We start from the raw sequence: 24,617 nt of genomic DNA, 5'->3' as shown, positions 1-24,617 counted from the left end.
ACACCGCAAGAGCTTAGGATCAAAAGCAGTACTCCAAATAATTGAATTTTTTGAAGGATTGTGCACCAGCCTAGCCTAGTCCCGATGAAGGAAGGGAAAGGTATTAGTTGTACAAGGCAAAACCGATTGGATAAACTCATAGATGTATAATTCCTAAACCTGTCTCCACGGAAGGCAGGTTCTTTTCAAGTCAGATGTTCTTTAGTTTTTAAATTCCGCTCCGTCTTTTTGACCGCCAGGCCATCCTTATAATCCAACCATTTTTGGCCCCAGTATTTTCGGGTAAAGTTATCAAAGTTTCGCATGATGACCACATTGTATAGCATATTCGCAAATCGTACGGGATGCCGTGGTAATGCGCGAAGGGTCATCGAAAAGCCACCGTTCAGGTAACGGATGCTGTGCCAGTAGCCGCTCGGCATATAGAGCGCATCGCCGTGTTGCATCTCGGCACGAACGCACTGGGCGTATTGCAGGGCCGGATATTTTTTAAAATCGGGATTATCCATATCGATATCTTCGAGATTGTGAATCGAAAAGGGTATCCGATATAAAAATTTCGTCTGTTCGGGCGAGAACAGATTGACAACCTTGTCACCGTCAAAGTGGAAATGCATGCTATCGGGCAAGTCAATATCGTAATGCATAAAGACTTTTGATCTGCCCCCACCAAAGAATAGGGCGGGCAGTCTTTTAAAGAATTTTAGACCGATGTCGGGGTAGTCAAAATCGTTCAGGAGTTCCGGCATTTTCTTTAAGATTTCATAGAAGAAAATTCGCAAGTCGGTCGGCCGGGTTTTTAATATTTCGATGTAATCGTAGAGTTTCATCTCCCTCTTAGGGGCGTACACACTTTCTTTGTCCTTGGCGGGTTCGTTGTCGTAGAGCGGTACGATCTGGTCGCCTGCACGTTCTTGAATGTAATCGAGCTTCCACTTCGTGTAGGCAGGCCATTTTTTGGTCAGCCCGGTAATCAGAACAGGTTTTTGCGGTCTGTAATAGTTTTTTACAAAATCTGCTTTTGATATATTTTCTACCCGGTCAACGGGGGTGGTTGTGAATTGTCCCATAGTTCAAGTATCGAAAAAAGTTTATAATTTTATGAATTTACGAGATTTTAAAAGGTTCAGTTATTCATTTTTGCTTACCGCTTACCGCTTACCGCTTACCGCTTACCGCTTACCGCTTACCGCTTACCGCTTACCGCTTACCGCTTACCGCTTACCGCTTACCGCTTACTTTTTCACTACCTGCCACTATTTTGTCCAACAGATAGTCTGCACCCAAAATTTCCGAGCATGTGACTACCCCACTGATGGTTACCCCTAGAATACCGTGCATATTAAGGCTTTGTCCGGTAAAATACAGATTTTCTAATTTTGTCCGGGGCGCGATGAAGGATTTTAACGGATTCTCTACATCTTTTACATAGCCATACATTGAACCCCGGTGGCAACCGATATAATCACGATACGACAAGGGCGTCGACGTGTGGATGGATTGGATGCAATCCCGGATATTCGGGAATTTCTTCTCCAATTCGTTCAAAAAAACCTCCGTCTTTTTCTTTTTGAACTCCGCATAGGTCTCGCCCCGATCATTTTTGTTGGCGACCGTATTGAATGTTCTCGCCCACGGGGTTACCTCCTCAAAACGCATATAGGCTATGGCGGTCAACTGTTCGCCCCATTGGTCTTGATTTTTACGGACGCCCATGGAAACCATGTATCCCAAGGGCCAATTCTCTTGGGTGTATTTGTGGCCGTTCCAAACGGCGTCGAGGTCTTTGGAGTGGTAGTAATTGTGGTTCAGGTAATTAAACGACTTCGGTTTTAGTACAATATGAATGCTAAAGGCGGAAATGGTGCTTTCCATTTCTTCGATGCGTTGGGTAAACGATTTTCTGAACGGTACGCCTTCGGTAAGGTTCAGGGTATTTTTCGGATCGATATTCGAGATGAAAAGGTCGCCTTTGATTTTCTGTCCCGTTTGGGTCGTTACGGAAACTACTTTTTTATCGGCTACATTGATACTAATGACTTCTTGGTGCTTTAAAGCATTTCCTCCGTTTTCCTTTAACCTACGGATAAGCAATTTGGTGATTTGACTTCCTCCATCGGCGCAGCGGTAGGAGCTTTCTATAAACGAGTTGACCGAAAGCGCATGTACATAAAAGGGCGTTTTATCAGGGTCGCCCGCGTACAAGAGGTTGGAACCGGCCAGTACCGCACGTAAACGTTTGTTTTCAGTCAATGCATCGATATACGATTTTGCTCCAAGGGCGAACAGATCAGAATCTTGATGGTAGGGCTTGCCGGCTTCAAGGTTGTAAAGCGGGAATTTTTGGCAGACTTCCTGTAATTTGTTGCAATAGGCCTGAATTGCATCAGCATCTTCCGGAAATTTTAACGTTAAGCGGGATGCAAAATTCTCATATCCCTGTGCATGGGGATATTCTGTATCATCGTCATCAAAAGTAATCTTGTCAAAACCATCTTCGTCGAGCTTTTTAAAATGCAATCCTTCTAAAATATCAAGATAATCGAAGTAACGGTAGAGATTTTGGCCTTCCGAAAGTCCACCCAGATAATGAACCCCAGTATCGAAAATGGTCCTTTCACGCACAAATGTCTGCAGGTTGCCCCCGAACTGATTGTTCTTTTCGAGCACACACACGGACTTCCCCTCGCGCGCCAGAATATTGGCCGCGACCAGACCCCCCATTCCGCTGCCTATAATTACGATGTCGTACTGTTTTTTCATGGTTTTCGAAACTTTGACAAAATAAGGATAATTTTGACAATTCAGCTTGATGGTCAACGGCAGGCAAGATTTGTACGTTACGTCGCTTTTGCCGGTAACATCGTTCATCTTATTTGTCGATGATGGTTTACCTAAAATCGAAATGCAAAAAACGAGTGCTGAACTTCGAAAAGCTCATTGACTAGGCCTCAATGATTAAAAGGGCTTGCAGCAAACGATAAAGGTTTGATTTTCGGCCGAAGGCATAAAGGTCAAGCAGTTGGGATGCCTATTTTTGGCTAAAGCCGTTTTTAAGGTATTGTTTTTTTGCCTGCGGCTTTAACCAAAACCACGTACTGATTGCCTTCCTTTTCAATCTCAAATCCCAATGTTTTGGCATCTTTAACTAACATTCTAACTTCTTTCAACAAAATCAAGATAGTGATTTCATCCCAATCTTTCTTTGAAATGGATTTCACATCAAACCCCTCCACATTGAGGATAAGAACATTTGATGTATTTCCCAAAGCCTCTTCCACCGAATCCACTACCTTAATTTTGCTATAATTATAGGTCAAATAATTATTCTTCAACACTGCTCTAGCTTCCTGATTTTCGAGATAGCTGATGACTTTCCGGTCGACGGAATCCAAGGCCAAAAGCAGATCTAATTGTCCGAAATCTTTGGATAAATGGACGATAATATCTGTGACGCCTACATTTTCTAAAATCTTTTTATAGGTTTCCGCATTATTCCTTAAGTCCTTTTTAATCACTTTGTAAAGAGTATCCCCTTTAAATCGATAGTTGTCCAAAATCAATTGGTGCCAATAGGTCTTGTCTTCGATTTGGCCGCGCAGCCTGCGGAATTCCGACCTAAAATACTGGCCGATTTCTTTAGGCCGTTTTGAGTAGGTTGTTGCGAACTGGGGATCAGTCGGTGAAATTCTTGGTAAAATCTCGACGGTTATACTACCGTTTCGGATGATAAAACTCCCTTTGGGCGAGACTTCGGAGCTGCCATGTATCAAAATAGGCAAAATATCCAAATTTAGCTGTTCCGCCAGATAAAAGGCGCCTTTGTGGAACCGCCCTATCTTGTTCGTCGCCGAACGGGTACCTTCCGGAAACGCAATGATGGAAAAGCCTTGTTCCAATTTTTGCGCTAGGAAGGCCTCGCCCCCCTCAATGCCCCCCGAAACGGGGTAGGCCCCATGCAATCTGGCGGCATAGCCTACCGTTTTGGAATTATAAACATGGTCTTTGACCAGATAGATGCATTTCGGGTGCAGCATTCCCATGGCCAAAATATCTAAAAAGGAGGTGTGGTTGGCGATGAGCATCGCTGGCTTTTTAAAAGTTTCGTTGTGGTTATTGATTACTTTTTTGGCTACAAAAGGATTCGTGTACAACACCGATTTCATAAACTTCGAGGTCACCTTGTGCAGCCCCAACTGTTTTTTTGCCCTTGCCCTAGGATTTAATTTTAGGACAATCCATGAATACACGGAAAGCAGCAATCCGCCCAAATCAAAATACGCGAACGATAAAAGGGATTGTATCAAAACCCTTAGCTGAATGGGTCTTTTGTGGGTATCCCCTAAAAAAAGCCGGAACAATAGGGGTTGTAGGGTAAACGCGACGAACAGGGCACACCCGATACCGATAAGCGAGACCACAGAAACAGTATACAGCACCGGATGCTTGGCAAACACCAAGACCCCTATACCGGCAATGGTAGTGATCACGGAGAGTATAATCGATGTTTTGTGGGTTACGAGGGTCTTCTCGCCCGCGCGATATTCTGTTAAAAGGCCGTTGGTCATAAAAATGCTGTAATCGACGCCCAGTCCAAATATAAAACTGCAGATGATGATATTGAAGATGTTAAATTCGATATGGAAGACTCCCATGATACCCACGGTCAGAAACCAGGTAACGAAAATAGGAATGCTGGTAACCAGCGTCAACGTAAAGCTTCGGTAAAAGAGGAACAAAATCAAGAGCACCACGATAAGCGAGTAGCCCAGCAGCCGGTTAAAGTCGTTTTTGAGATGGCCCAAAAAAGTCTCGTTAACGTTTTGCCGATCGATAAGCAGGGTATTGGGAACATCTTCAAACTGTTCGCGAACATCGGATGTGTTGCTATCATCGACTTTTACCAAAGACGTGATGGTGGTGCCGTTTGTATCGTTGACTACATAATCGTCGACCGAAAACGATTTGATTGCTGCCAGATCGGCAAGCAATAAAGGTTCGAAATCGGTATTTAAAAGGGAGTAGAACCGGGAAAAGGTGGATGGTTTAAAACCCAATTCGGACCCGCTCTTTGTTAAATTGTTTTTAAGGGATTCGATTTTCGCCGTATCCCAAAACCGTCGCCAAGCCTCGATTTTTTTCTGCTGCGTACGATTTGATTTTACCAAGGTGCCGACAGATCCGAAACTAATGACCTTGCCGTGTTCTTTCAGATATTCTAGTTGCAGGAAAAGACTATCGTTACGTTGTAAAACTTCCTGAAGGTTCTCTCCGTAGGTGGAGAGGTAAAGGGATTTCGAGCCGATATCCGTCAGCTTTTCAAGGCGTTCACGGGCATCCAATAAGGCTTGGGTCTCATAGTTGAGCTTGGCAATATCTTGATCAAAGATGACTTTGTTATAGGTAAACATACTGGTGACAAAAAGAATGGCCAATACAGAGATAGCCCATTTGCTTTTATGCCATTCAAAATTGGCCCATCGATCCAGTATCGTTTTCTGGGCCGTCAGCGCTTTTTTGCCTTGGTACACTTGGGGAATAAAAAGTAGTGCAAAGACGGATGCACCCAGTACACTGATGGCCGCAAACAGGCCCAGATCCTGTAAGGCCTGCGAATCCAAAAACAGCAAACAGAGAAAAGCGCTGGCCGTCGTAAGGCTACTGATCATTACCGATGGCGCAACTTCCTTAAAGAGGCTTTTCATATCCTCTCCATTGCGTATGTGGGTCAAAATGTGCAACCCGTAATCCAAAGTTACGCCCAATAATACGGCACCGATACCTAGAGAAAGGGCCGAAATTTTATCACGGATCAGGCATAGGATAGCGATGGCCAACAAACCCCCAAAAAGAGTAGGGCAAAAGAGGATCAACGGCAGGATCAGTTTACGATAGAACAAGATGAGCAAAACAATGAGTAAGGTCAGTGCAATGCCCACGGTAAATTTTATGTCGCGTTCGATTTGCTTAGCGTTGGAAACAGCACTCAGGGCCGCCCCGAAATATTCACTGCTGGCCTTTTTTCCATATGCGGCGTTCAAAACATCCTGTAGGGAATAGAGCGCTTCTGAAAAGGGCAGGTTTTTATTGGTTTCGCCGGAACCGAATGTAGGAGTGATAAAAAGTAGAATGTTTTCTTCCCGATCATTGAGAAGAAATCCGTTTTTGAGTTTGAAACCTTCCCCAATACCAAGTTGGCGTAATTTTTTAAGGGCTATAAACGATAGTCCCAACGGATCTCGTACGATACTTTTTTTTGCAACGATACCGGTCGGGGATACCAAGGTACGGTAGTTCTCGGCGGTAATCTTTGCAATGCTGTCTTGGGATAGTTTATTTTGGATGGCCACATAATCGGAAGCCTCCAAGAAAAGCGGAAGGTTTTCGTAGACCAGATCAAGGGTCTCGGATACATCTTCGGAAGCGACCCTTCCCTGAATATTTTTAATGAATTCGCTTTGGCTTGCTTCTAGGCTATCCAAAAAATCGGAGGCATAATGGGTGAGATCATCCACTGTGCCCTTTTCCCCTTTTCGAATATTGACTACGATTTTATCCGTGAACGCAATGGATTTCAGAACTTGCAGTGTACGCTGCGTTTCTTCGTTGGCGGGAATTAGGGAGGATATATCATCATCAAATTCAATCTGTCTCGCAATTCCCAGAAGTACGCCGACAAACCCCAATAGGCACAAAAGTACCGCCCATCGTTTTTTGGCGATGGTCTCGTAGGCCCATAAAAAGAAATTACCCATTTTCCACGGCTATTTTTCGTTTGGCGATTTGGGTCAGGGCGAAATAGCCTATAATTCCGGTTAGTATCGAAACTACTGTTGCCAAAGCAAAACTTCCTATAAGATAGGTTTTCAACCCCTTTACTGCCAAAAGATTGTCCATAATGGTATCCAGGTTAAAGAAATTCTCTTCCCCTGTTATCCAAACACCCGTCTGAACACTCAAATACAGTACAAAAGGAATGAATGGCGGAAGGCTGATATTCGAAAACGCAAAAGCTATCGCCTTGTTCAACTTGAACAAAAAAGCCAGCCCGAGCACCAATAACGTATGTAGCCCCCAAAACGGACTCAGCCCGATAAAAAACCCCAAAGCAATGGAAAGAGCTTTTTTTCTAGGAGAATCCTTGCTTCCCAAAATATCTTCGGTCAAAAAGTTTCGAATTCCTTTTTTCTGGATTTTTCGAAAGAAGTCCCGGGGTTTGATGTAGAAAAGCGTTATGAAAACGAACACAGTGTTCAGTACGCTAATACGGGCAAAATCGGGTCCTTTTCGAAAATGGGAAACTCTTTCCACGTCATCATACGAGATTTTTACGGGAATATTTTTGACCAAAGTGCCGCTCCAGGCAGCCTTGACAATGATTTCGATCTCAAACTCGAATTTTGGCGTGTAGAGGTTTAATTTTTTGATTTCCTTGAGCGGATACAACCGGTAGCCGCATTGGGTATCGGTAAGCCATGTGCCGGTTTCGAACCAGAACCAGAAATTTGAGAATCGGTTGCCGAAACTACTGGATCCGGGAACATCGTGTTGCTTCATATTGCGAGACCCGATGTAAAGCACATTTTTGGTTTCTTCTTGTTGTAAAGCTTTGAGAAAAACGGGAATATCCTCGGGAAAATGTTGCCCGTCGGAATCTATGGTTACGGCAAAATCATAGCCCAGTTTTAGCGCCTCTTGAAATCCTTTCTTTAAGGCGTTGCCTTTTCCTTTGTTTTTAGGAAGATGTACTTGATGTATTTCGGAATACGCGTGCAAGATTTCCGCTGTGCCATCGGTCGCCCCGTCATTAATGACAACGACGTTTTGTGTCATTGCCAAAACACCATCCAGCACTCTTGATAAAGTTCCAATATTATTAAACGTAGGGATGAGCACACAGCATTTAAGCCGTTGCATGGTATGTTGTATGTGCGGTGCAGGGGTTGGCAATGGGTGGCTCTTTGCCGCAAAGATAAGAATTCAAACGCTAGAAACGTTGCCTTTCCGCCTCGGTAAAACTGTCCGATGCCGAGGTATACCTTTTTACGAATTCCTTGGCTCCGGCCTCTTCCATGGAGGCATAATTGGCAAGGATAAACGCTTTGTCCGCTTCCTTATTTTTATGATATCCGGTAATTTTTGGGACATTTTCCTGAACGCTCAGTCGGATACAGCGGATCTCTACATTTTCGGGCTCCGTTTTGATGGCATATTCCAACAAATCCCTACCTTCCTTAAAAAAAGATTTTTTGTTCTTGATACCTTCAGCATATTCTGCCATCATCGTGGTTACGGCGCCCTTGTAGGCGACTAAGACCACGTTATCGTTTTTTCCGATTTCCGTTAAGCCTTCGAACAGTTTCTTGGTGGCCTCCGCATTTTCAGAGGCTTTGCGATAGTCTTGCCGCACGGTCTCTAAATCTGGGGAAACGTATCCGGCTGTCATCCATCCTACGAAAAACAATAGCAATTTCAGTTTCATGGATTAAGATAGTACTTTAAAGGTTGCGTTCAGTTTTAACGCCAAGGTATGCTCATAAGAAACGGTATTTTTTACTTTGACCGCGTCCTCTTCCTCCGAAATATTCAGCACGACCTGTATCGTTTCGTTCTTTTCAGGATTGATAATGGAAATAAACTTTACATTGGAGACAACGGATAAAAACAATTTCTTATCCAAGGCTTTTTCCGTAAGTTCCTTGACGATTTGAATGGTGCAGACCCCTGGCATTATGGGGTTCCCGGGAAAATGGCCTTTGAATACCTCGTGACTTCTGTTCAGTTTTACCGAGGCTTGCACCATTCCATCGGTTTCAGTAAAGGATTGTATGCTATATAATTCTTTTATCAACATGATGTTGGTGTTACGGCTAAATTCGTTTTAAAGTTAGGGTCAGGGGGAATATGTTGTGTAAAATTTCGATTTTACCTGCCAAATCTTCTTCTATTCCGGAAAATATAAAGTTTACCTTTTCCTTTCCGTTACCCACCCTAACAATCTTTTTCAGTAATCCCTCTGTACGGTAAAAATAATGTTTTTTGGAAAGGATTTTGGTTGCGTAAACGATATCCCCATTATCATTAAAAGTTTGCAGTACCGGAGAATGTTCGGCAATAAGTGCTTTTAAATCTCTTTTTAGGATGTTGAGGAGTATTTTACGGTCCATTTCCTTCAAAATGCGGTTCACCTTAAAGTCATCCCCTTGAAAAGTGAAATCGAAAATCGTATTACCCATTTCGGTCGTGAATACGATACGGTGTTGGGCCGGCCCTAATTTTTTGACGATAAAAAGGCCACCGAAGGTTTTATCGAAAGCCTCAATTTTTGCCCTGTAGATATAATCTTTTGAAACATCCGAAAAATAGGGATTCAAGGTTTCTTCTTGAATGGTTTTTACGGATTCAAATCCATTTTTCCTGGGATAGGAGGCACATCCTAAAAATACCAAGGCGAAAAGGCTACTGAGAAAAATCCGCATCGGATAAGGGTTGGTTGGTTTTTCGGCTGCTAAAGACGATTTGGGTGTAATCGTCGGAAGGTTCGATCATTTTTACTTGGATTACTTCCCCCGCTGGGTTGAAAATCATTTGGAATGTTTTGATAAACTCAGCGAATTGGGCATCCTTGGGGGTGAAAGATACCAGACTGTTGCGGTCTTTTTTGAAATAGGAAATATCAAATTGGTCGTCATCGAACAGATCGCCGCGAATGCTTGCCGTTATTAATTGGTTGAGTTGGGTAAAGATTTTGTTTCCGCCAACGTCCATATTGCTTTTGTTGCCGTCGTCATTGATGTACAAGGTATTGTCTTTAAAGATTATGGAATAGGAAAAGGGTTCAACATACTCCCATTTGACCAAATCAGGTACTTTGAAGGCCAGTTTACCCTTCGATTCAATATCGTCGGATAGAAAATCGAGGTGTTTGTACTGCGTGAAATCACTGGTGATCGTGGTTGTGGCATCGGCCTGTCGCTTTACAGAAGTCTTTAAGGCGTTGGCCTCGGTTGTTGACATTTTGGTTTGAGCGGAAAGGGTCGCGGAAAATAGAAAGATGATTGCGATGACGAAACTGTTTCGTAAAACGGCAATGTTACGTTTTTCCCCCATGAGTTTACTGCTGGCTCCCAACAAAGCGAAGGAGTCGGAAAAAATAGCGCAGAGGTCTTTGACGTAAGGGCAAAGGTTTGCAAAAATAAAACTCGTTTTCCAGTCATTCATAAGCTTCGATTTCCAACAGCCGTTCCACCGGAACGGACTCTAGATTTTTTTCTTGCATAAATACCAATAACCGTTCCAAAACCGCTATCGTTTTTTCGCTGGTATCGTGTAATAGGATGATATCGCCTTTCGAAACCTTTGAGGTGATTCGGTCCAAGACGCTGTTTGTGGATCTTGGTGTAGTATCCAATGAACGAACACTCCATCCGATGGATTGTAAACCAAGGTCTATAACCGCTTTTTCGATTTGTGGATTGGTCACGCCAAAGGCCGGCCGGTACAGATTCATTTTCAACCCTGTAAAAGTATTCACTAAGGATTTCGTCCGTTGCAGTTCGGCCTTTACTTTTTCAAATCCAAAAAAACCGAAAGAGTTGGAATGGGAATAGGTATGATTTCCAACGGTATGCCCATCGGCAAGAATTTGCATTAGGATTTCCGGATGGTTTTCAACGTGTTTCCCGATGCAGAAAAATGTCGCTTTGGCATCCTGTTTTTTTAGTAGTTTCAAGACCCTCGGCGTAAATTCAAGATTCGGCCCATCGTCAAAGGTTATGGACAACCAATTGCCGCTGCTCTTTTTGTTCTTGTGCAGGGACTTTAGATGATAGTCCCATCCAACGAAAAACGAACCGCATAGGGTAATCAAGAGCCAAGAGAGAACCACTAGGGTATACGTCCACCAAGGTATGGTATAAAAGAAAGCCAGTGTCGTCAAGGTCAGAAGTAACAGTAGGGCGATGGGATTGACTACCCTGCGCGTCAACATTTTCGGAGCAAGGTAAGACTATGATTTTCACCCCTATATTGGTTGTAGATCAGTGCGTTTTGTGCCGAATTTGCTGGTACGGAATTCAGCCGAACCGCATCAGGTATGCGCTGCTGTTTCAATAGTTTGTTCCCCAGCCAAAATCCGAAACCCGAAGCCGTATCGAATTCACCGGAGAGGTGTTTATAGTACACTTGCGCTGTGTCTTTGAATAAGGCGGTAGCGAGTGTATCGTAGTAGCCGTCAAATTCCACATCACCATTATAGCCGAGAATTATAACATCTATGGCATCCGGTCCCATCCCATTTTCGGATAAAAAGGATTTCGTTTTTGCGGCAACTTGATCTTCCGCCAAGGTATTGAATGTCTCGACCGCCAAAAGTTCGGAGTAGCAGGAAGAACGTTTTTCATTCGAAAGCGTAAAAAAATGTGCCCCCTCCGAGAAAACTGCGCCTTTGGTACCGGACGTCAAGACGGACATCGTCTCTACAGGTTCTTGTTTTATATGTCCGATCAGTCGATGGGTGTTGACATGATGGTCGACCAGTTCATCGACCCCGCCGACCAGAATATTTTTGGCTTCCTCATTTTCCAACTGCATCTTGGCATCCATCACCGCAGATTCGAACGAAATGGCGGAATGTACATAGGTGAAATTATGGCCCTTACAGCCCATGCCCAAGGCAATCTGTCCCGCCACCGTATTGTGGGATGATTGAATAAACCGCGTAGGCGTCAAAAACTGCTCGTCGTTATCAAGAATATCGCTGACAAACTTTTCAGAATCACCGATACAGCCCAATCCGGTACCTACGATGATAGCATCGATTTCGTCTTCTTCCATACCGGCTTCGATCATGGCGGTCTTGGCGCTGACGGTACTCATTTTGATACCCTTAGCCATTCTTCGCGCCGCAGCCGGCGGGATATAATCCTTGTAGTTTGGAGCGATAATTTCCAGCACGGTATCGTTATAGCGTACGATTTCCTCCAAAAAAAGGGAGTTGTCGAACGTCTTTTGGGCGGAAACGGATCCTATGCTGTTTATGTAGACGGGCATTTTTAAGTTTATGATTTATCCTTAGAAAATATCAATGTCGAACAATTCCCCCCAAAACCAAAGGAATTCGACAGCACATTGCGCAGCGGTTTTTTAGTGACCTCCGTAATTGGGTCGAGGGCGAATTCTTTCATGGGAGTGGTATAGTTCAGATTGGGAAAGATCGTATCGTTTTGCAATGCCAGCACCGAATATACCGCTTCGACCCCACCCGCAGCTGCTAAAGTATGGCCCGTAAAGGCTTTGGTAGAACTGAATTCCGGCACTTTTTCGCCGAATAATCGGATCAGTGCCCGACCTTCGGATAAGTCGTTATTGGGTGTTGCCGTACCATGTGCGTTGACATAATCGATATCGGAGGCTTGCATTCCAGCCGTTTTCAGGGCTTTTTCCATGGCCAGTAACGCCCCATCACCGTGCTCGGAGGAGGCCGTTTGGTGGTAGGCATCGTTTGCGTTGCCATAGCCGGTAACATAGCCCAGAACTTTTTTGTTCTCTTTTTGCACGAGCGCGTCTGATTCCAAGACAAGATAGGCGGCGGCTTCCCCTAAATTGAGACCTTTGCGTTCTTCATCGAAAGGGGCACTGTATGTGTCGGACAAAATCAACAGGGTCTTAAAGCCGTTGATGGTAAATTTGGAAAGGCAATCGGTGCCACCGACAATGGCGCGGTCCAGCTTTCCGGATTTAATCATCCGCGCGCCCAACATGATGGCGTTGGCCGATGAGGAACAGGCGGTGCTAATAGTGGTCACAAAGCTTTCTTCGAGCCCTAAATGGGTCGCAATTTTTTTTGTGGAATCACCGGCGTGAAGTCCGGTAATGTGCTGTCTGACCTCTGGCCGGTCGAAATAATCGTAGAAGTATTGTTCTGATTTGTCCATTCCGCCAACGGTGGTGCCGGAAATCAATCCGGTTCTGGCGTTGTTGATATCGAGGATTCCCGCATTTGAGATAGCCTCGTCAGCGGCGATACATCCTATTAAAACCGTGCGGGAAACCTCGTTTTCGGTAAATCCAAGCTGCTTTTCCAAAACGGCGTTGGTACCTGTGATTTCTCCCACCATAATCTCATCCTTATGGATAGTCTCGATCTGTGAAATCCTTGAAATCCCCCTTTTGCCGGCAATAAGCGACGCATAATTTTCCGCAACATTGTTACCAATGGCAGAAATGATACCCATACCAGTTATTGCGACGCCTTTTGTCATAAAAATACTATCGACTGCGGTGCTCCTTGATATAGCCCGCCATGGTCTCAATCGATTCGAAAATCGATTTGCCCTGTTTAGGGTCTGCCAATTTGATGCCGTAATCTTTATCGAGCATTACGATCAGTTCCAATGCGTCGATAGAATCTAGACCCAGGCCTTCACCGAAGAGCGGGTCGGTGTCTTTGATTTCTTCGATGGCAACGTCTTCAAGGTTCAGTTGCTCTATTATTTTTTCCTTCAACTCTTGTTTTAATTCGCTCATGGGGTACGGTATAATTTGGTTAATTGTTGTTCGTTGTGCAAGTGGTTTCCGGTCGACGATACGAGGTATAGAAACGCTTCGTAGCTGTCTTCATCTACATCGACCCACCCGCAGAGTACCTCGTCCGCTTTATCCGAATGCAACAAACTTTCGGAATAATCCTTTAAAAACCCCGGATTAAACGTGTCAAAGATAAAAAAACTATTTTCGGAACGCAGATTATGCCGGATGCTAATTTCGCCGATACATATATTGGGCAAGGTATAGACGAAAACGGCGGGACTCGGATAAAAATTGTGTGCATCGGAGATAGATTCCTGATATTTTCGGTCGGTATCCAAACTTGAGGCCTTATTGGAAAGCACAACGGCCATATTCCGGTTTTCTTTGGATGTATTCGGATGCCCTAACAGCACTTCCGCTGCCAAAACCGCCAATTTGCTCAATCGATCCATCTTAAAAAATTTTGGATAATCGATTTCGAAATGTTTGTAGGCAGATTTCATGAACATGGCAAAGTCGCCGGAAGTATTTTTGAAAAGGAGGTTCCCATCCAGTGAAACGGCATTTTCCGTAATATGGCAATAGGTTGATATGTGGGAAGTTTTGTTCAAAACCAGGTATAAGTTGGTAATCTAATGCACTTTAAAAGTTTGACGATGGTCGGTCAGCGATTGGCGATTGGCAGCCCATTGGCCCCAGTCCAAAACGGGACTGGCGGAAAGCTGCAGAACCTCTTATGTTTTTTTACAAACGAACATGGTATGAAATTCGCCTACCTGTACGTCTTCCTCTAGCGTCAGGCCTGCTAGTTCCACGAGGTCGATGAACTCAGTTGCCTTGTACATTTTGCTATTACCATTGGCCAGGGCGGTAAAATATAAAGATGTCGCTTCCAAAGTAAAGCGGGCATTGGCGAATTTCTGGCGATCAGTAAAGGTTTCGATGATAATCAGCTGGGTAGAATCGTCCATCGATTGTACACAGGTTTTTAATATTTTCAGGATTTCCTCCTTGGAAAAACAATCCAAAAATTGGCTCATCCATATGGTATCGGCCCCTTCAGGAATTTCCGGATTTTCGGAAAGCCAATCGATTTCCTGTCCCGATATCCTACTTTTAAATCCGTTTTCCTCCGCATTGGCCAGTGCTTTTTTCAATTGGCCCGGCAAATCGAATATGGTAACCTGAACATCGGGGTCGTATTTGCTGCAGAGTACCGCGAATTTACCCGTATTTCCCCCAATATCGAAAAGGGTTTTGGGTTTGTGCCGAAATACGAGCGGTAAGGCTTCGCCGAAAATTTCATCGGAATAAAAATGGTCGAACTCGAACCATGATTTTTGAATATGCGTCGGCAATTGTGACAGGCCTTCGTACACCGTTGACCATGGCCCCAGCTCCTTCAGTCCGCTGGGTTCGCCTTTTTGAATGGCTTCGTGCAAGTGAAAGAGTCCCTGATAACAGACATCCTGTGTAAAATTCAAATTGGCTTCCGTCATCTTGTTGTAGTTGAGAAAATACCCGGTTTTGGTCAGCTCATAACCTCCTTTGTCATTTTTCTCGACGATATCCGAGCTTTCCGCTATTTCAAGCAACACACTTAGACCGTATTCGCTAATGGAAAGTGCTTGGGAAAGGTTCTCAAGCAGTACTCCGCCGTCATTTCCTTTCTCGAACAGATAATCCAAAACACCCAACTTGCGCAAAGACACCGTGGTTTGGAACACAAAAGGGGCAAAGGCAATTTTTTGTGCCTCCTCCAAGGCTTCGATGGCTTTTATCTTTTTTTTGGGCATGCTTGGATTCAATTCTTTTTGGGGGACAAATTTACGGATTGTAGGTTGATTGGGATAATTAAACTAAACTTTCCTAAAAATCGCCGTAGTATTACAACCCCCAAAACCCGAAGCCGTTTTTAAAAAAGTATCGATATTTTTGGATGTTGTTTTTTCGATGATATTCAAGGGCTGTGAAACTCCCAATTCTTGAAATCCTTTAGAGGCAAACAACGTGTTTTGATTTAAGGAGTGCATGCCTATAATAGTCTCCAGCAGGCCCGATGCCCCTAGAGTGTGACCGAAATAGCCTTTGAGACTGTTCAAAGGGGTATCGCCCAAACCGGCACGATTAAAGGCAATGGCTTCCATTTCATCGTTGTACATCGTTGCCGTGCCGTGGGCTGAAATGTAGTCGATTTCCCCTGGCGATAGATTGGCTTCCTTTAGAGCTGAAGTAACACTGCGAAATAACCCCTCCCCCGTACGGGAGGGTCCGGAAATATGGTTGGCGTCGTTGCACGACGCCCCTCCTAAAATTTCGACGGATTCGTCGACCAACAGGTTTTCATCCTTGGTGACCAGAACGCTCACCCCAACCTCCCCGATATTGATGCCGGAGCGGGACTTGCAATACGGGCGGCAAGGCACATCGCTCAAGGCCTGAAAGGAATTAAATCCCGAAATAATGAATTTTGTGACCAGGTCGCCTGCCACGACGAAAACATGGTCGAATCTACCTTCATCGATCAATCTTTGTGCGGTTACTATCGCTAAAATTCCTGAAACACAGGCATTCGATACTACGATGGGCTGGGTGGTGAAGCCGAAATAATTTTGTAGTTCCGCCCCCAAAGCGCTTAAATAGGCTCGCTCTTTTGGAAATTTAGTATCCTTTTCAAGCACATCGATATTGCCCTTGGTCGTAGAAATCAGGAGTCCGACCCGATCATTCAGTGCTAGTTCCGATGCTTTTAGAATCGTATTGAGCGATACTATGAGCATTTTTTCCAATCGGGTTTTGGGTGATTTCGAAGGCAACCGGTCAAACGCGTCGTTCAAGACTTCCTCGGAAATTATGGAGGAATAAAAAGGACGGTCCAAAATTTTGGGCTCGTCTATCAGTCGTAGCCCACCAACTTCATCAGAAATATGACTAACAACACTGAGGCTGTCAAAACCGAGCGAAGAAATAATATTGTTTTGTGATAGATAGGTGCTATTCATCCAACAAATCCATTTTTATTTTCCATTGCCTAAAGAAATCGGGCATGACCAACGAAAGTTCCCCTCCTAATTCCACAAAGACCTGAACGGTCTCACCGGTACATACCACTTGCCGATCGGGATTCAATATTTCATATTTAAAAATCATCTTGGCCGCGGGAGAATCGATATAGGTCGTCTTTATGGTAGCGACATCCCCATAGCGGAGGGGTAGTTTATGTTCACATTTCGAGGAAACGATAGGTGTCGAGAAATTATTTGCCTTTTGGTCGAGGTACGAAATGTGGTGATGACGGCCGAAAGCTTCGCGGCCATCCTCAAAAAACTGGATATAGTTGCCGTGCCAGACAATACCCAAAGGGTCGCACTCCGCAAATCGTATCCGAATTTCGCTGGTGTGGCTGATTTCATTTTTCATTGTTCAAAAATAAGACTTCCTTGGAAATTCAAACCGCATTCTTCCGCTCATTATATATTACGGAAAGCACTACCGTAACCACAAAAAATAAAAACAACAATGCGATTTCGGGCAGCAGCTCCGTTATTCCGACATTCCGCAAGAAAACGTCATAAAAAGCGTTGAGGCCCCAGTTCATAGGGGAAATTTTCGAGAGTACCTGCATAAATTTTGGCATGGCGAAAACGGGAACCCAAACCCCGCCCAGAGCGGCCAGAATGACCACAAAGGTAGCGCCAAACGGCGCGGATTGTTCTTGTGTCTTTGCGATAGTGCCCAATAATAGCCCGAGTCCTACCGCGGCCAATCCGACAAAAAAGGCTACGAAAAAGAGTAGGTGCAGTTTACCCGAAACATCGAGTTTTGGAAGGCCGATCAACGGAAAAAGATAAATACCGACCAACAGCATCAAGGCAAACTGAACCAGTGCCACTGCTAAAAAGACTAGCGTTTTCCCACCTAGAAAAGTCGCATAAGAAACGGGATGGGTGCGCAAGCGAACGAAAGTCCCTTGATTTTTTTCTTTGACCATGTTAATTGAAAGGGGCAAGATGATAAAGAAAATGGCAAAGAGCGTCCAAGCAGGGATGTTGTGTTGGGTGGAATTGGGAATAATTGCCTTTTCACCATCGGAGGGTACTATTTCCTTAAAAAGCAAAAAGGGTTCCGTATCGAAGATATCTTCAGAAGGGTTGTCGGTCAGTTCTTCCTGAAAAGCCTTGTAGATGGTCTGGGTCTCGATTTTGGATACCATCTGATCAATGCCACTTTTTATGGAATTCCGGAAGGCGAATTGTGTGGCAGGATCAAAATAGAGCTTGATTTCCTTGGGCTCTAATTTTGATTTCACCAAGGGAATACGCTCCTCTTCCGCGCCGAATTTTTCTAGGATACCTTCTACATTTTCGGCTACTTTAAGGTTTAAGTCTTTGGATAGGTTTTCAGGTATGACAATGCCCAGTTGATACGTTCCGGTCTGTACCAATTCTTTTACCGACGCTTCTGAAGCTTGCATTTGCACTTCGAAAAGAGGCGAATTTTTAAGGTTTTCCTGGATGTTTTTAGACACTTTTCCATGGTCGTTGTCTACTAAAAGAATGGTAATTTTTGTTTCCCTCAAGGTCTTGAAGGTATCGTTTTGGACAAGGGTTATGGTAATGACCAATAGCAGGGGCATCAAGAAAAGGATGGCCAAGCCTCCAAAATCCCGCACCAGCAGCAAAAATTCTTTGTATGTCGAGGCCCAAAGTTTATGCATGGTCGCGTAGGGCTTTGCCGGTGTGTGCCAAAAATACGTCTTCTAGGTTCTTTGTTCCTTCTTGTTGTGCTATCAAGGTTTTTGGGGTGCCTTTACAGACAATACTTCCTTGGTCGATAATGGCGACACGGGTGCAGAACTGTTCCGCTTCATTCAGGTGATGGGAGGTGTAGAGAATGGTGGTACCCTCGGCGTTAAGCTGCCTTAAATATTCCATGATGACATTTTTGGACTGTACATCGACCCCAACTGTGGGCTCGTCAAGGAATAAAACTTTTGGCCGGTGTAAAATACTGGCGATTAGGTTGATGCGGCGTTTCATGCCTCCCGAAAAGTTGACGATTTTTGTATGGGCGAATTTCGAAAGCCCTAAAATTTCTATATGATCAAGAATTTTATTTTTCAATGAGTTGCCTTGTAATCCGTACATGCTTCCGAAATAGCTCAGGTTTTCATAGGCGGTCAGCGAAGGGTACAAGGCATATTCTTGGGGTACGATACCGATGAGTTGTTTCAGTTCGTTTTTATGTTCCCGATAATTAAGTCCGTCGATAGTGAACGAACCTGACGTGGGTTTAAGCAGCGAACTTAACATAGAAATCAGGGTAGTTTTACCGGCTCCATTGGGACCTAACAATCCAAAAACCGCACCTTCTTCGATAGTGAGGTCTAACGGATTGACCGAATAGCCTTCGGCATACTTATATTTTTTGGCGAGTTTATTGATTTGGATCATAAAGGCATAACTACTTGCAAAAGATGAATTCGGTGAGGGTAATTGCCGAATTTCATTTAAAAATGGTGATTCCATTCAACAAATTTACAGTTTTGAGGATTTTAATCCCTTTAAACCACCTTTTTCAACCGCTTAAAAAAATTTTCTTCCCGATTTGCAATGATTACCAATTGATCGGCAATTTTATTATAGCCATCACTTTCGCCGCTACGGTTTTTGTAGATACGAGAGGCATCCAACGCAAAATCACGCCATAGATCCCCAATCTCGGTCATTTCTTTGGAGAATTCCTTGAGTTTTTCGTTGTTGATCACGACTGCGGCTTCCTGCAGAAACGCCGCGTAGATATAGCGAAAGCCACCGCCGCCCGTTCCAATCTCTTCTTGCATACGAACTATTTGGCCCAAATAGTGATTGGTTTTTTTTTGACCTATTTTTTTAGGCCATTTCCGGATGTTCTTAGCGACCCATCGCATGGCCTTTACCCCAACGATCGGAACGGGTGCGGTCATGTCGCGACAGGTTTGTCTGATACCTTTAACGATAGCGCTTTCGAGCTCCAATTTTTCGGGAAAGGCGGTGGGATAGTACATATGCCCCTTTGGTGCGAACGCTCCTTTGGCAAAACGGACTTTTTCCAATTGCTTTTCGGTCAAGGAGGTCACGCGCTCCATGACCGGATCACTGATCAAATACCGATCCTCTTTTTTTCCATAGACCACCATGTTATGGGCATTGAAATGAAAGCGGTACTCGTCTGGAAAATAAATAAGGTTGTACACTCCGACTTGGAGGCCGACCGGGTTGTTATTTTTCAAATTTTCGTCCAGTCTAGCCTTGGCATTTTTAGGATTCCTGAATTTCTCTCTTTTTACCTTGACGCCCACCCTCTTGGCAAAGCGGTTGAAGACCAGGCCGGGCAGAACGCGGTAGGTGAACACCGGGGCATAGTTTACCTTAATAAAGGGAAGATAGCTGAACAGCAGTCCCGATCCGATGCCAAATACCATGGGTTCACTGACATCGAAACCGTTATGCCGCATGAGGTTCGATACCACGCCATTTTCGCAGTGAGCCGCCTGTTTATGGGAGAAATCTATTTTCAAGGAATTGGATTTTATTGAATTTATGATTTTTTTGCTTACGCAGCCTACGTGCTTACGCAGCCTACGTGCCTGCGTGCCTACGTGCTTTCCTGTCCAGAGAGGTTGTATTCTTATCTTTAGTCTTTTTTCAGTCGATATTTTTTAACTGGTCGATTGAAATTTCAAAAACATCGGCATATTTTTGAAGGGTCTTTGTGCTGAGTTTACGAAAAACGGATGGCTTGAGGTGCCTTTTCACGCGCCATTGCCATAAACCCACATAACTGGCCAAAATAGGAATATCCATTTTATGCAGTTCCATATAATATTCGATGGAGCTTGATTCGTTATTGAAAAAACGGGCTTTTGCAGCTGCGGTACGTTCTTCAATATCTTTAATTGCATTATCGAGCGCTATGGATTTAGGTTCCCATCCGGTGCTGAGCGCCGTGGTATACTCCCCATTCTCATCGACGGCGTAAACCATATCCTTGATGTTGGCCTTTTCAAGATTGCTCTTGTCTTGTGGGACTTCCTTTTTTTTCATTCCACTTCGTGAATCAGAAAATTGAAGGTACAATCTACGATTAAATCGTCATTTCTAAAAGTGGAGGAGGTAACGGTACACATAGTCATGCTGCCCGTATCGTATCTGGAAACCAAATGGGCCTTGGTCACCAAAAGTTCGTTGATCTTAGGCAGTTCATGTATTTCGGCTTTTTTTATGGCACTGATGTAGCCGACAATGGAATTTCCGGCGCCTTCGAAATCGTCATCGTCAAAATAACTTTGGCCGACAATCGCTGTACTGGCTTGGGCGGCGTTTTCTATGAGTCCGCTTTCGGACAGGCGTCCAGCGGAATCCAAAAAGATACAATCTTCCTTTATCTCGAAATGGGTGATTACGGAATCTGCGTCGAGATAGGGGGTGACGGTGGCCATCAACATGGGTTCGCGATGCGGTAGGAAGTTCTTGATGTTGATGTCGTACCTAGCTTTTTTCATTTCATTGTGCCAACGCCGTTTTCATTTCACTTGATGCTATCAGAGCGCCATTACACTCGACTTTGGCCTGCACCAAGGTCACCCCCATAATGTCATGTACAACTTCAACAGTGGTCACTAAGGTGTCGGACACTTTGGGCAGTTGGAATATCTCTGCTTTTTTTATGGCGCCGATATAGCCCGTCGGGGAAGGTCGTTTTAACAGATAAAATTTGTAGCCCGTATGCAGCGCAATGGTCTGGGCCATGTTTTCAATTAGACCCGATGCGGAAAAGTGGTTCTCTGTGACCAATATATTATCGGCTTCCACCAAAAAATGCGATACAATCCCTTTTTCAGAGTATTCTGCCAAGGTATCGACCATGACAAAAGGACTTTTTTGGGGAATGAGGCTTTGAAGCAGTTCTCCTACGGCGATATAGGGTTTCGAACCGCTCATCAGCACACGGTAAGGTAAGCATACATGTAAGAGAATCGCGCACTTTCGGGCACTTGGAAGAGAATTTTATCGCCCTTTTTGAGTTTGCCGGAAGCGACCAGCTCTTCCAACATCACATAAATCGATGCGGCACCAATATTACCAATGTGTTCAAGGTTCAAGAACCATTTTTCCCAAGGCATCTCTACCCCCTGTGCTGCCATTTCATCGTACAAACCTTGTTTAAAATAATAGGATGATATATGTGGTAGGTAATAATCAACATCATCCGGACCGATATTATGTTTTTTGTACACTTGTTTTAAGCTGTCAACTCCCTTTTGTAAAATATTATTGCCCAAAAGACGGGTATCCTGTTTCATCGCAAAAAGGGATTTTTTGCCCCATTGTTCTGCGGGTATTTCGCTCCACGGCGTCAGATGGCCATTATCTTCCTTTTCGGCCCCGGCGTACATGCAAGTCTCCATTTCATGGGCATACGAATAGCCGTTAATCCATTCTATTTTTAGTGGATTTGGCCCGTTTGGGGCGTCTTCCAAAAGTACGGCACCCGCACCGTCGGAGAGCATCCAACGTAAAAATTCTTTGTTGAAGGCCAAAATCGGATTTTCTTCCACTTCTTTCAGATGGGCGACTTCATTCTCGAAGACATCCGCTCTCATCCACGAAGAGGTGCGTTCGCTACCGGCACAGGCGGCATTTTCGGTCTGACCGGCCTTGATGGAAAGATATCCGTATTTCAAGGCGTTCATGCCCGAGCAACAGGCACCGGAAGGCGAGTTGATCTCCATGTTCCGATTCTTCAAAAAGCCGTGTACCATGCTGGCGTGCGAGGGCAATATCTGATCGGGACTCGAAGTGCCACAAGACAACAACTCAATATCTTTCGTAGTGAATTTATCATCGCAAAGCGCCTCAATGGCAGCGGCGGTCAATTGGGCATTGTTATGGGTCACATTGCCATTTTCGTCAATCGCGTAATATCGGGTCTTGATTTTATTGTTACGGAGCACGAGACGTCTGGCTTTGGAAGCTTTTCCGTTGATAACGCCCAGTTTTTCTTCCATCTGCTCATTGTCAACAGGTTTGTTAGGCAAAAATTTAGCGATTCGTGTGATATAAACGTCCTTCATTATGTATGCTTTAAAGCTACGGAAGCGTAGTATTTCCGCTCCCTGTTCCGCTTTTGGGTCATGGGGAAATAAGTGAGCAAAAATACCACAAAAACTATAGGTGCTATGAACCAGATGGCGAATTTCAGGTAAAAGTTGAACAAACGGAGCCATTTTAGACGTTTAGGGTCGCCCGGTGCCCCTTTTTTAATGATAAGATTCGCCCATTTCGAAAACAGTACGTTGCCCCTTTCGTCGGTGCGTACCAAAAGTGGGTCTATGCGTACGGCATCCAATTGCAAAAGGTTTTCTTGAAGTTCCGTAAAATCCTCCGCCAATAATGCGTTCTTTATTGGATGTCCGAATTTTGAAGCATTTTCAATGTCGCTATCCGAAATGCCCGGTTTTGGGAAAATGCCCAAATAGCGGTCTTTACGGCCTGACATCATCCAATGTTCGATGGTAATCACGCTGATATGGTTGATGTGACGGTCCACGAGGGCAATATGTCCGACCAGGTTGGCATCGATGGAAGCCAACAAGCATTTTATTTTTTCCTGTGCCTGAATCCACATGTTCCGGCAGGCGACTACCGATACTACGGGAGTATCTTTAAGGAGTTTCTTGGCAAAACCCGATTGTAAAAAGGAATTTATAGGAATGGACGGTGTTAAATACCATACTTGATACCCCAAAATCACAAGATCATACTTCTTTTCTAGTATTTCTGGTGTCGGAGGATGGAAATCCGAAGGAATCTGCAAAAAGGTTTCCGGGAAAACATCGTAAAATCGCGTCGGTTTCCAAGGGAAACCATACTTGGACTTAGGAACGATTTGGTAATGGGAAATAGTGATATGGTCACCTGTAAGCGTGTTGGCCATATTTTCTAAGATAGTGGTCAACTGCCCCGTCTGGGAGTAATGTATGATGAGAACCTCTTTCATTTATTTCAATTTCCTGATATTGGTTTCGGGATGCTTTGAAATCGGGTTTTATTTTACAAATAAATATTTCCTGTAAAAATTTCGATTCTAGGAGCAATTTCCCTGAATCAACAACTAAGAACAGCCCTCAAACTTTAACTTTCACCTTCCCGATCTCCCCAAAAATCGAAATAATTAAACCATTGTAACGGATACTTTTTCAAGATACGTTCCATACTTTCGGTATATTCCTTCAATAGTCCTTGGGCATCCCGCGCCTTAAATTCTGCGGTTTGGGCGTAAAGATCGTAATGGCGATTCAGGCCTTTCATGAAATACACGAACAATACCGGCAGGTTCAATCGTGCGGCCAAAAGATAGGGACCCATCGGAAAATGGGCTTTTTTGCCCAAAAAATCCTCCGTTAGGGTTTTGGAACCGGGCATATAACGGTCGCCGGTAAAGACCACCAATCCACCGTCATCTATTGCTTTGTGAATTTCAAAGATATGTGACAGGTCGTCTTTAACTACAATGAACTTTAAATGTGATTTCGCCGAAATACGCTCCATATACTCTTTGATATCTTGATGCTCGGCGTGGGTGGTCACCATGCTGATATTGGCAATATGGTATCGGTCTTCCAAAAAATAGTGCGAAATCTCAAAATTACCGACATGGCCACTGATCAAAATGCCCCCTCGGTTCTTTTGAAGCAAATCGTCGATGTGTTCGATACCGTTGTGCGTATAAGTGAATTTATCGCGTAGCCCCGTTGCGATGGCAACTTTATCGGTAATGGTCTGTCCGAACGTATAATAGCTCTTGTAAATGCTCAACATACTTTTTCCTCTTGAAAAGCCGTGCCTCTTTCGAAAATAGGTATAGGTATCCCGATTGCTTTTCGGCGAAAACAGGGTATAGTACACGATAACGATACGTAGCAAAAAGTAAGCCGTGGAGATACCAAAATTCCGAAGAAAGAAAATATAGATTTGATACCCCAAAAGGGTGCCTCTTGATTTTCCTTCCCATTCAGTGGCCATATCTTGGGTTTTGTAAGAAAG

25 protein-coding genes are annotated in these 24,617 nt (G+C 44.2%); all 25 read right to left on the bottom strand.

Annotated elements, in window-relative coordinates:
* Nucleotides 1-185 precede the first annotated feature (185 nt).
* Nucleotides 186-1,070 (bottom strand): cupin-like domain-containing protein, encoded by an 885-nt coding sequence (locus BLT07_RS01285; RefSeq protein ID WP_091864925.1) that lies wholly within the window; start codon nucleotides 1,068-1,070, stop codon nucleotides 186-188.
* A gap of 151 nt (nucleotides 1,071-1,221) precedes the next feature.
* Nucleotides 1,222-2,763: a phytoene desaturase family protein gene (locus tag BLT07_RS01280; protein WP_091865596.1), complete on the bottom strand. Its 1,542-nt coding sequence runs from the start codon at nucleotides 2,761-2,763 to the stop codon at nucleotides 1,222-1,224.
* A 290-nt stretch (nucleotides 2,764-3,053) separates the two neighbouring features.
* A complete protein-coding gene (locus BLT07_RS01275) occupies nucleotides 3,054-6,755 on the bottom strand; it encodes an MMPL family transporter (protein ID WP_091864923.1) in 3,702 nt (1,233 codons plus the stop codon).
* Entirely contained in the window at nucleotides 6,748-7,917 is a 1,170-nt protein-coding gene (locus BLT07_RS01270) for a DUF2062 domain-containing protein (protein WP_091864921.1), read from the bottom strand. Before BLT07_RS01270 ends, BLT07_RS01275 begins: the two co-directional genes overlap by 8 nt.
* A 70-nt stretch (nucleotides 7,918-7,987) precedes the next feature.
* On the bottom strand, nucleotides 7,988-8,482 hold the full coding sequence (locus BLT07_RS01265; protein WP_091864919.1) for a hypothetical protein: 495 nt from the start codon (nucleotides 8,480-8,482) through the stop codon (nucleotides 7,988-7,990).
* Nucleotides 8,483-8,485: 3 nt separating this feature from the next.
* The gene (locus tag BLT07_RS01260; protein ID WP_091864917.1) at nucleotides 8,486-8,854 is read right to left on the bottom strand and encodes an ApeI family dehydratase; all 369 of its coding nucleotides are present in this window, start codon (nucleotides 8,852-8,854) and stop codon (nucleotides 8,486-8,488) included.
* Nucleotides 8,855-8,870: 16 nt separating this feature from the next.
* Entirely contained in the window at nucleotides 8,871-9,479 is a 609-nt protein-coding gene (locus BLT07_RS01255; protein ID WP_091864915.1) for a flexirubin biosynthesis protein LolB2, read from the bottom strand.
* On the bottom strand, nucleotides 9,460-10,221 hold the full coding sequence (locus BLT07_RS01250) for a flexirubin biosynthesis/transport protein LolA2 (protein ID WP_245726416.1): 762 nt from the start codon (nucleotides 10,219-10,221) through the stop codon (nucleotides 9,460-9,462). Before BLT07_RS01250 ends, BLT07_RS01255 begins: the two co-directional genes overlap by 20 nt.
* Complete coding sequence (locus BLT07_RS01245) at nucleotides 10,214-10,990, bottom strand: polysaccharide deacetylase family protein (RefSeq protein WP_091864913.1); 777 nt, start codon at nucleotides 10,988-10,990, stop codon at nucleotides 10,214-10,216. Before BLT07_RS01245 ends, BLT07_RS01250 begins: the two co-directional genes overlap by 8 nt.
* Complete coding sequence (locus BLT07_RS01240; protein WP_091864911.1) at nucleotides 10,984-12,051, bottom strand: beta-ketoacyl synthase N-terminal-like domain-containing protein; 1,068 nt, start codon at nucleotides 12,049-12,051, stop codon at nucleotides 10,984-10,986. Before BLT07_RS01240 ends, BLT07_RS01245 begins: the two co-directional genes overlap by 7 nt.
* Nucleotides 12,052-12,059: 8 nt before the next feature.
* Nucleotides 12,060-13,262 carry a beta-ketoacyl-[acyl-carrier-protein] synthase family protein gene (locus tag BLT07_RS01235; protein WP_091864909.1) on the bottom strand — a complete coding sequence of 401 codons (1,203 nt, stop codon included), beginning with the start codon at nucleotides 13,260-13,262 and terminating at the stop codon, nucleotides 12,060-12,062.
* 7 nt (nucleotides 13,263-13,269) lie between these two features.
* On the bottom strand, nucleotides 13,270-13,527 hold the full coding sequence (locus BLT07_RS01230; protein ID WP_091864907.1) for a phosphopantetheine-binding protein: 258 nt from the start codon (nucleotides 13,525-13,527) through the stop codon (nucleotides 13,270-13,272).
* A complete protein-coding gene (locus BLT07_RS01225) occupies nucleotides 13,524-14,141 on the bottom strand; it encodes a 3-oxoacyl-ACP synthase (RefSeq protein WP_394331301.1) in 618 nt (205 codons plus the stop codon). Before BLT07_RS01225 ends, BLT07_RS01230 begins: the two co-directional genes overlap by 4 nt.
* A 123-nt stretch (nucleotides 14,142-14,264) precedes the next feature.
* On the bottom strand, nucleotides 14,265-15,326 hold the full coding sequence (locus BLT07_RS01220; protein ID WP_091864903.1) for a methyltransferase: 1,062 nt from the start codon (nucleotides 15,324-15,326) through the stop codon (nucleotides 14,265-14,267).
* A gap of 63 nt (nucleotides 15,327-15,389) precedes the next feature.
* Nucleotides 15,390-16,532 (bottom strand): beta-ketoacyl-[acyl-carrier-protein] synthase family protein, encoded by a 1,143-nt coding sequence (locus BLT07_RS01215; protein ID WP_091864901.1) that lies wholly within the window; start codon nucleotides 16,530-16,532, stop codon nucleotides 15,390-15,392.
* Nucleotides 16,525-16,950: an acyl-CoA thioesterase gene (locus BLT07_RS01210; protein ID WP_091864899.1), complete on the bottom strand. Its 426-nt coding sequence runs from the start codon at nucleotides 16,948-16,950 to the stop codon at nucleotides 16,525-16,527. Before BLT07_RS01210 ends, BLT07_RS01215 begins: the two co-directional genes overlap by 8 nt.
* Nucleotides 16,951-16,978: 28 nt before the next feature.
* Nucleotides 16,979-18,247, bottom strand: coding sequence for an ABC transporter permease (locus BLT07_RS01205; protein WP_091864897.1), 1,269 nt, complete (start codon nucleotides 18,245-18,247; stop codon nucleotides 16,979-16,981).
* Nucleotides 18,240-18,983, bottom strand: coding sequence for an ABC transporter ATP-binding protein (locus BLT07_RS01200; RefSeq protein ID WP_091865591.1), 744 nt, complete (start codon nucleotides 18,981-18,983; stop codon nucleotides 18,240-18,242). Before BLT07_RS01200 ends, BLT07_RS01205 begins: the two co-directional genes overlap by 8 nt.
* A 110-nt stretch (nucleotides 18,984-19,093) precedes the next feature.
* Nucleotides 19,094-20,089, bottom strand: a complete 996-nt coding sequence (locus BLT07_RS01195; RefSeq protein WP_091864895.1) for a BtrH-related acyltransferase DarH — start codon at nucleotides 20,087-20,089, stop codon at nucleotides 19,094-19,096.
* A 127-nt stretch (nucleotides 20,090-20,216) separates the two neighbouring features.
* Nucleotides 20,217-20,615, bottom strand: a complete 399-nt coding sequence (locus tag BLT07_RS01190; protein WP_091864893.1) for a flexirubin biosynthesis protein DarG — start codon at nucleotides 20,613-20,615, stop codon at nucleotides 20,217-20,219.
* Nucleotides 20,612-21,073: a hotdog family protein gene (locus tag BLT07_RS01185; protein WP_091864891.1), complete on the bottom strand. Its 462-nt coding sequence runs from the start codon at nucleotides 21,071-21,073 to the stop codon at nucleotides 20,612-20,614. The genes BLT07_RS01190 and BLT07_RS01185 overlap by 4 nt, the downstream gene beginning before the upstream one ends.
* 1 nt (nucleotide 21,074) lies before the next feature.
* Entirely contained in the window at nucleotides 21,075-21,512 is a 438-nt protein-coding gene (locus BLT07_RS01180; RefSeq protein WP_091864889.1) for a hotdog family protein, read from the bottom strand.
* Nucleotides 21,512-22,645, bottom strand: coding sequence for a dialkylresorcinol biosynthesis protein DarB (locus BLT07_RS01175; protein ID WP_091864887.1), 1,134 nt, complete (start codon nucleotides 22,643-22,645; stop codon nucleotides 21,512-21,514). The genes BLT07_RS01180 and BLT07_RS01175 overlap by 1 nt, the downstream gene beginning before the upstream one ends.
* Nucleotides 22,645-23,571 (bottom strand): hypothetical protein, encoded by a 927-nt coding sequence (locus BLT07_RS01170; RefSeq protein ID WP_091864885.1) that lies wholly within the window; start codon nucleotides 23,569-23,571, stop codon nucleotides 22,645-22,647. Before BLT07_RS01170 ends, BLT07_RS01175 begins: the two co-directional genes overlap by 1 nt.
* 134 nt (nucleotides 23,572-23,705) lie before the next feature.
* Nucleotides 23,706-24,596: an LpxL/LpxP family acyltransferase gene (locus BLT07_RS01165; RefSeq protein WP_091865588.1), complete on the bottom strand. Its 891-nt coding sequence runs from the start codon at nucleotides 24,594-24,596 to the stop codon at nucleotides 23,706-23,708.
* Nucleotides 24,597-24,617: the final 21 nt, after the last annotated feature.

The sequence above is a fragment of the Pricia antarctica genome (genome assembly GCF_900101815.1).
GTDB classification, from domain to species: Bacteria; Bacteroidota; Bacteroidia; order Flavobacteriales; family Flavobacteriaceae; genus Pricia; species Pricia antarctica.
The sequence above is the reverse complement of the archived record's forward strand: the minus strand, read 5'-3'. Positions and strand labels throughout refer to the sequence as shown.

Coding starts and splice junctions, on each gene's coding strand:
- BLT07_RS01285 (WP_091864925.1), bottom strand. CDS start 1,070: ATGGGACAATTCACAACCACCCCCGTTGACCGGGTAGAAAATATATCA.
- BLT07_RS01280 (WP_091865596.1), bottom strand. CDS start 2,763: ATGAAAAAACAGTACGACATCGTAATTATAGGCAGCGGAATGGGGGGT.
- BLT07_RS01275 (WP_091864923.1), bottom strand. CDS start 6,755: ATGGGTAATTTCTTTTTATGGGCCTACGAGACCATCGCCAAAAAACGA.
- BLT07_RS01270 (WP_091864921.1), bottom strand. CDS start 7,917: ATGCAACGGCTTAAATGCTGTGTGCTCATCCCTACGTTTAATAATATT.
- BLT07_RS01265 (WP_091864919.1), bottom strand. CDS start 8,482: ATGAAACTGAAATTGCTATTGTTTTTCGTAGGATGGATGACAGCCGGA.
- BLT07_RS01260 (WP_091864917.1), bottom strand. CDS start 8,854: ATGTTGATAAAAGAATTATATAGCATACAATCCTTTACTGAAACCGAT.
- BLT07_RS01255 (WP_091864915.1), bottom strand. CDS start 9,479: ATGCGGATTTTTCTCAGTAGCCTTTTCGCCTTGGTATTTTTAGGATGT.
- BLT07_RS01250 (WP_245726416.1), bottom strand. CDS start 10,221: ATGAATGACTGGAAAACGAGTTTTATTTTTGCAAACCTTTGCCCTTAC.
- BLT07_RS01245 (WP_091864913.1), bottom strand. CDS start 10,990: ATGTTGACGCGCAGGGTAGTCAATCCCATCGCCCTACTGTTACTTCTG.
- BLT07_RS01240 (WP_091864911.1), bottom strand. CDS start 12,051: ATGCCCGTCTACATAAACAGCATAGGATCCGTTTCCGCCCAAAAGACG.
- BLT07_RS01235 (WP_091864909.1), bottom strand. CDS start 13,262: ATGACAAAAGGCGTCGCAATAACTGGTATGGGTATCATTTCTGCCATT.
- BLT07_RS01230 (WP_091864907.1), bottom strand. CDS start 13,527: ATGAGCGAATTAAAACAAGAGTTGAAGGAAAAAATAATAGAGCAACTG.
- BLT07_RS01220 (WP_091864903.1), bottom strand. CDS start 15,326: ATGCCCAAAAAAAAGATAAAAGCCATCGAAGCCTTGGAGGAGGCACAA.
- BLT07_RS01215 (WP_091864901.1), bottom strand. CDS start 16,532: ATGAATAGCACCTATCTATCACAAAACAATATTATTTCTTCGCTCGGT.
- BLT07_RS01210 (WP_091864899.1), bottom strand. CDS start 16,950: ATGAAAAATGAAATCAGCCACACCAGCGAAATTCGGATACGATTTGCG.
- BLT07_RS01205 (WP_091864897.1), bottom strand. CDS start 18,247: ATGCATAAACTTTGGGCCTCGACATACAAAGAATTTTTGCTGCTGGTG.
- BLT07_RS01200 (WP_091865591.1), bottom strand. CDS start 18,983: ATGATCCAAATCAATAAACTCGCCAAAAAATATAAGTATGCCGAAGGC.
- BLT07_RS01190 (WP_091864893.1), bottom strand. CDS start 20,615: ATGAAAAAAAAGGAAGTCCCACAAGACAAGAGCAATCTTGAAAAGGCC.
- BLT07_RS01185 (WP_091864891.1), bottom strand. CDS start 21,073: ATGAAAAAAGCTAGGTACGACATCAACATCAAGAACTTCCTACCGCAT.
- BLT07_RS01180 (WP_091864889.1), bottom strand. CDS start 21,512: ATGAGCGGTTCGAAACCCTATATCGCCGTAGGAGAACTGCTTCAAAGC.
- BLT07_RS01175 (WP_091864887.1), bottom strand. CDS start 22,645: ATGAAGGACGTTTATATCACACGAATCGCTAAATTTTTGCCTAACAAA.
- BLT07_RS01170 (WP_091864885.1), bottom strand. CDS start 23,571: ATGAAAGAGGTTCTCATCATACATTACTCCCAGACGGGGCAGTTGACC.
- BLT07_RS01165 (WP_091865588.1), bottom strand. CDS start 24,596: ATGGCCACTGAATGGGAAGGAAAATCAAGAGGCACCCTTTTGGGGTAT.